This is a genomic window from Actinosynnema sp., from assembly GCF_052038725.1.
In genome coordinates this window covers 1-5751 of sequence record NZ_JBQGCX010001450.1, presented here as the reverse complement: position 1 = coordinate 5751, position 5751 = coordinate 1, and the positions used below count along the sequence as shown (strand labels likewise).

Below are 5751 nucleotides of genomic sequence, written 5' to 3'. Positions count from 1 at the left end.
TCGACGTCACCGTGCAGGCCCAGATCCTGGACCTGCTCACCGAGGTGCGCCGGGACACCGGGGCCGCGCTCGTCCTCATCACGCACGACCTCGCCGTGGTCAGCGAGGTCGCCGACGAGCTGGTCGTGATGCGCAAGGGCGAGGTGGTGGAGGCGGGCACGACCGAACGGGTCTTCTCCGACCCCCGGCACCCGTACACGCGGGCGCTGCTCGACGCCGTCCCGCGCATCGACGACAGCATCGGCGCGCTGCGCACCACGGGAGGAGGGGAATGAGCACCGAACCGCTGCTCAGCGCCCGCGGCCTGGTCAAGGAGTTCCCGGTCGCGGGCACCGCCGGGCTGCTGCGCCCGGCGCGCAGGTTCCGCGCGGTGGACGACGTCTCGTTCGACCTGCACGCGGGCCAGACCCTCGCGCTGGTCGGCGAGTCCGGCTCCGGCAAGTCCACCACCGCGCGCCTGGCGTCCCGGCTGATCGACGTCACCTCCGGCGCCGTGCGGCTGGACGGGCGCGACATCACCTCGGTCACCGGGGCGGAGCTGCTGGAGGTGCGGCGGCAGGTCCAGGTGGTGTTCCAGGACCCGTTCTCCTCGCTCAACCCCCGGCACACCGTCGAGCGGATCGTGACCGCGCCGCTGCGGTACCAGAAGCGGCCGGTGCCCGGCGGGACCAAGGCGTTCGCGCAGGGGCTGCTGGAGCGGGTCGGGCTCGACCCGGACCACGTCGGCCGCTACCCGGCGCAGTTCTCCGGCGGGCAGGCGCAGCGCATCGGCATCGCCCGCGCGCTCGCCGTGGGGCCGCGCGTGCTGGTGTGCGACGAGGCCGTGTCGGCGCTGGACGTCTCGGTGCAGGCGCAGATCATCAACCTGCTGCGGGACCTGCAGCGGGAGGAGGGCTTCGGCTGCCTGTTCATCGCGCACGACCTGGCGGTGGTGCGGCAGATCGCCACCACCGTCGCGGTCAGGACCGCCGGTCGGGTGGTGGAGGCGGGGGAGCGGGACGCGGTGTTCGACGACCCGCGGCACGAGTACACCCGCACGCTGCTGGCCGCCGTGCCGCGCATCCGGCCGGAGTGGGAGCAGGCGCGGCTGCGCAACGCGGCCAAGCGTGAGGCCGCCGAGCGCGGGGCAACCGGGCGCGGGGCAACCGAGCACGAGGCCGCCGCCGGTGTCGACCGAACGGACGCGGACAATGGGCCGTCCGCCGGGAACGGCCCGGCGGGCGAGGACAACCCGACCGAGGTCACCGCATGAGCCCTGCCCAGTCGAACGCAGCCCAGACCACCCCCGTCGAGTACCCCGTGCCCGGCGCGTGGGTGCGCGAGTTCACCGTCGACGTGCCGCTGGACTGGCGCGCCCCCGACGAGCGGACCGTGGAGCTGTTCGTCCGGGAGTTCGCCGACCCGGACCGCAGGCGCGAGGACCTGCCGCTGCTGACCTACCTGCAGGGCGGTCCCGGTGGCGCGAACCCGCGCCCCGAGCGCGTCGACGGCTGGCTCGCCGAGGCGCTGCGCACCTACCGCGTGGTCCTGGTCGACCAGCGCGGCACCGGCCGCAGCACCCCGGTCGACGGCGCCGTCATCGCGGGCTTCCCGGACGGGCGCGCCGCCGCCGAGCACCTGCTCCACTTCCGCGCCGACTCCATCGTGCGAGACCTGGAGCACGTGCGGAACCGGTGCTACGGCGGGAGGAAGTGGGCCACGCTCGCCCAGAGCTTCGGCGGCTGGATCACCCTGGCCTACCTCTCGCACGCCCCGCAGGCGCTCGCCGCGTGCTACGTGTGCGGCGGGATCCCCGGCACCCCTGCGGACCCGGACGAGGTCTACCGGCGCACCTTCACCCGCGCCGAGGCCAAGACCGCCGACTTCTACCGCCGCTACCCGCAGGACGTCGACGCGGTCGCCGCGATCGCCGACCGGCTGGCCGAGGGCGGCGTGGAGCTGCCGGACGGCTCGCCGCTGTCCGTGCGCCGCTTCCAGACCCTGGGTGGCGACCTCGGCTTCAACACGGGGCACCAGCGCCTGCACTGGCTGGTGTCCGAGGCGCTGCACCGCGACGGCCGGTTCACCGGCAAGTTCCTGGAAGCCGCGCTGACCAAGACCTCCTACGCGGGCAACCCGCTGTTCTGGGTGCTCCAGGAGAGCATCTACGGCGACGGCGACAACGGCCCGTTCCGCTGGTCCGCGCAGCGCGAGCGGGACCTGCGCCCGCAGTTCGCCGAGGACCGCAGGCCGCTGCTGCTCACCTCCGAGATGGCCTTCCCCTGGATGTTCCAGGAGATCCGCGCGCTGCGGCCGTTCGCCGCCGCGATGGAGGAGCTGGCGGACGTGCGGGTCTGGACCGACCTGTACGACCCGGAGAGGTTGGCGGCCAACGAGGTCCCGCTCGCGGCGGTCGTCTACCACGACGACCTGTTCGTGGACGAGGAGCTCCAGCGCGACACCCTGTCCCGCCTCGGCAACGCGCGGGCGTGGGTGACCAACGAGTACGAGCACGACGGCATCTCGGACGGCAAGGTGCTGCGCAGGCTCCGCGAGATCGTCCGGGATTCCGGTGGAGAACAGCGATGAGGGAGAACCGATGACCGAGGCCACCGTCCCGCCGCACGCGGGCACCAAGCCGCCGCGCCTGGCCGACGACAGCCCCGGCTTCCTGTCCCGCATCGGGCAGGGCTGGGCCGACCGCGAGGTTCCCGCCCCGGTCGACGAGGCCGCCGCGCGCGCCGCCGCCGAGCACCGCGACCGGATCAGCGCCGCGCTGCCCGGCCGCACCGTGGTGGTCGCCGCCGGGCGCGCGCCGAACCGCAACGGCGACGCGGACTACGCGTTCCGCGCGGGCAGCGACTTCGTGTGGGCGACCTCCTGCCAGGTCGAGGGCGGGGTGCTGGTGATGACCCCGCGCACCGGTGGCCACGACGCGGTGCTGTACCTGCCACCGCCCGCCCGCCCCGGCGAGCGCGACTTCTACGCCAGCGCCGCGCACGGCGAGCTGTGGGTCGGCCCGTCGGCCGGGATCGCCGCCTGGGAGCGCGCGCTGGGCCTGCCGGTGCGCCCGATCGCCGACCACGACGGCACGGCCGCCGAGGACGCCGACCGGCAGCGGGTCGTGCTGTCCGACCTGCGCATGGTCAAGGACGAGTGGGAGATCGGCCAGCTGCGAGAGGCGGTCGACCAGACCGTCGCGGGCTTCGCCGCCGTCGCCGACGAGGTGCCGCTCGCCGTCGCGCGCGGACTGGGGGAGCGGTGGCTCCAGGGCACGTTCGACCGCCACGCCCGCACCTTCGGCAACGGCCCCGGCTACAGCACGATCGTCGGCTCCGGCCCGCACGCGCCGATCCTGCACTGGGTGCGCTGCGACGGGCCCGTGCTGCCCGGCGAGGCGCTGCTGCTGGACATGGGCGTGGAGACCCGCAGCCTGTACACCGCCGACGTCACCCGCACCATCCCGGTCGGCGGCGCGTTCACGCCCGAGCAGCGCTCCGTGCACGACCTGGTCGAGGCCGCGCACCGGGCGGGCATGGCGCAGGTCAAGCCCGGCAACACGTTCAGCGACTTCCACTTCGCGTCGATGGAGGTCATCGCGCGCGGGCTGCACGACTGGGGCCTGCTGCCGGTGTCCGTCGACGAGGCGCTCGCCCCCGGCGGGCAGGAGCACCGCCGCTACCTGGTGTGCGGCGTCGGCCACCACCTCGGGCTGGACGTGCACGACTGCGGGTCGTCCGCGTACGAGCAGTACCAGGGCGCCCCGCTGCGCCCCGGCATGGTGCTGACCGTCGAGCCGGGCCTGTACTTCCACGCGCACGACGAGACGGTGCCGCCGGAGCTGCGCGGCATCGGCGTGCGCCTGGAGGACGACCTGCTGGTGACCGCGACCGGCAGTGACGTGCTGTCCGGGGCGCTGCCGATCGACGCGGCGGGCATCGAGCGGTGGGCCGCCCGGTGACCGGCCCGGCGCCGTTCGCGCTGGAGCCGTTCCCGCTGCGGGACGTGGAGCTGCTGGACGGCGTGCAGTCGCGCGCCGCCGGGCAGATGCTGCACCAGGCGCGGGTGTTCCCGGTCGACCGGGTGCTGGCGGTGTTCCGCGCCAACGCCGGGCTGGACACGCGCGGCGCGCTCCCTCCCGGCAACTGGGAGGACTTCGGCCACCCGGACGAGCAGCCGTGGTCGGCCGAGGAGTACCCCGGCGCGGGCGTGGCCCCCACGGCGAGCCTGCTGCGCGGGCACTACGCGGGGCACTTCCTGTCGATGGTCGCGCTCGCGCACGCGTCCACCGGCGAGGAGTCGTTGCGCGCCAAGGCGTGGGAGATCGTGGCGGGGCTCGCGGAGGTCCGCGACGCGCTCGCCGCGACCGGCCGCTACAGCCACCCCGGATTCCTGGCGGCGTACGGGGAGTGGCAGTTCTCCCGGCTGGAGGACCTGGCCCCGTACGGCGAGATCTGGGCCCCGTACTACACCTGCCACAAGATCATGGCCGGGTTGCTGGACGCGCACGAGCACACCGGCAGCGAGCAGGCGCTGGAGCTCGCGGTCGGCATGGGCCACTGGGTCGCCGGGCGGGTGCTGCGGCTGGAGCGCGCGCACCTGCAGCGCATGTGGTCGCTGTACATCGCCGGTGAGTTCGGCGGCATGAACGAGAGCCTGGCGGCGCTGCACCGGATCACCGGCGAGGGGGTGTTCCTGCGCGCGGCGGCGGCCTTCGAGCTGGACCACCTGCTGGAGGGCGCGGCGCAGGGCCGCGACCTGCTGGACGGGATGCACGCGAACCAGCACCTGCCGATGCTCCTCGGGCACCTGGACCAGCACGACGCGACCGGCGAGGCGCGGTACCTGGACGCGGTGACCGCGCTGTGGGACCAGGTCGTGCCGGGGCGGGTGTTCGCGCACGGCGGCACCGGCGAGGGCGAGCTGTGGGGGCCCGCGGACACCGTCGCGGGGTTCATCGGAAGGCGCAACGCCGAGTCGTGCGCGACGTACAACCTGCTCAAGATCGCCCGGTCGCTGTTCGCGCGCACCGGTCACGCGCGGTACCCGGAGTACGCCGAGCGGGCGTGGCTGAACCACATGGTCGGCTCGCGCGCGGACGTCTCGTCCGACGTCTCGCCCGAGGTCGTGTACATGTACCCGGTCGACGCGGGGGCGGTGCGCGAGTACGACAACGTCGGGACCTGCTGCGGTGGAACGGGTCTGGAGACGCACGTCAAGCACCAGGACTGGGTGTGGTTCCACGCGCCGGGCAAGCTCGTGGTGGCTCGGCACGTGCCGTCGCGGGTGACGCTGCCCGGCGGTGGGACGGTGGCGCTGCGCACCGGGTACCCGCGCGACGGGCGGGTGGTGGTGGAGTTCGACGCGGACTTCTCCGGCGAGCTGCACCTGCGGGTGCCGTCGTGGGCCGCGGCGGGCTTCTCGGTGGACGGCGCTCCGGCTGACCTGACCGCCGAGGGCTTCACCGTGGTGTCCGGCGACTTCCGCCCCGGCGACGAGGTCGCGCTGGACCTCCCGCTGCCGCTGCGCCTGGTGTCCACAGTGGACGATCCGACGCTGGTGAGCGCGGAGCTGGGGCCGACCGTGCTGCTGGCCAGGGACGAGTCGGCCACCGTCCTGCCGGTGTCGCCCGCGGCGTTCCGGGGTCTGGACGGCTCGCTGGTCGGCTACGAGCGGGACGGCGACCTGGTGTCGATCTCCGGCCTGAACTTCGATCCCGAGTGGTACGGTGGTCACGAGCGCTACCACCTTTCCCTGCGGCAGTCGGACGAG

At 74.2% G+C, this 5751-nt stretch carries 5 protein-coding genes; all 5 read left to right on the top strand.

The window, feature by feature from the left end; translation table 11 throughout:
• The coding region (locus ACTUAL_RS30665) for an oligopeptide/dipeptide ABC transporter ATP-binding protein (RefSeq protein ID WP_440902674.1) at positions 1-275 on the top strand (275 nt) is incomplete at its 5' end.
• Entirely contained in the window at positions 272-1252 is a 981-nt protein-coding gene (locus tag ACTUAL_RS30660; RefSeq protein ID WP_440902673.1) for an ATP-binding cassette domain-containing protein, read from the top strand. The genes ACTUAL_RS30665 and ACTUAL_RS30660, both read left to right, overlap by 4 nt.
• Positions 1249-2568, top strand: coding sequence for an alpha/beta fold hydrolase (locus ACTUAL_RS30655; protein WP_440902672.1), 1320 nt, complete (start codon positions 1249-1251; stop codon positions 2566-2568). The genes ACTUAL_RS30660 and ACTUAL_RS30655 overlap by 4 nt, the downstream gene beginning before the upstream one ends.
• A gap of 10 nt (positions 2569-2578) precedes the next feature.
• The gene (locus tag ACTUAL_RS30650; protein ID WP_440902671.1) at positions 2579-3940 is read left to right on the top strand and encodes an aminopeptidase P family protein; all 1362 of its coding nucleotides are present in this window, start codon (positions 2579-2581) and stop codon (positions 3938-3940) included.
• Positions 3937-5751: beta-L-arabinofuranosidase domain-containing protein (locus ACTUAL_RS30645; protein WP_440902670.1), on the top strand; the 1815-nt coding region annotated here is incomplete at its 3' end. The genes ACTUAL_RS30650 and ACTUAL_RS30645, both read left to right, overlap by 4 nt.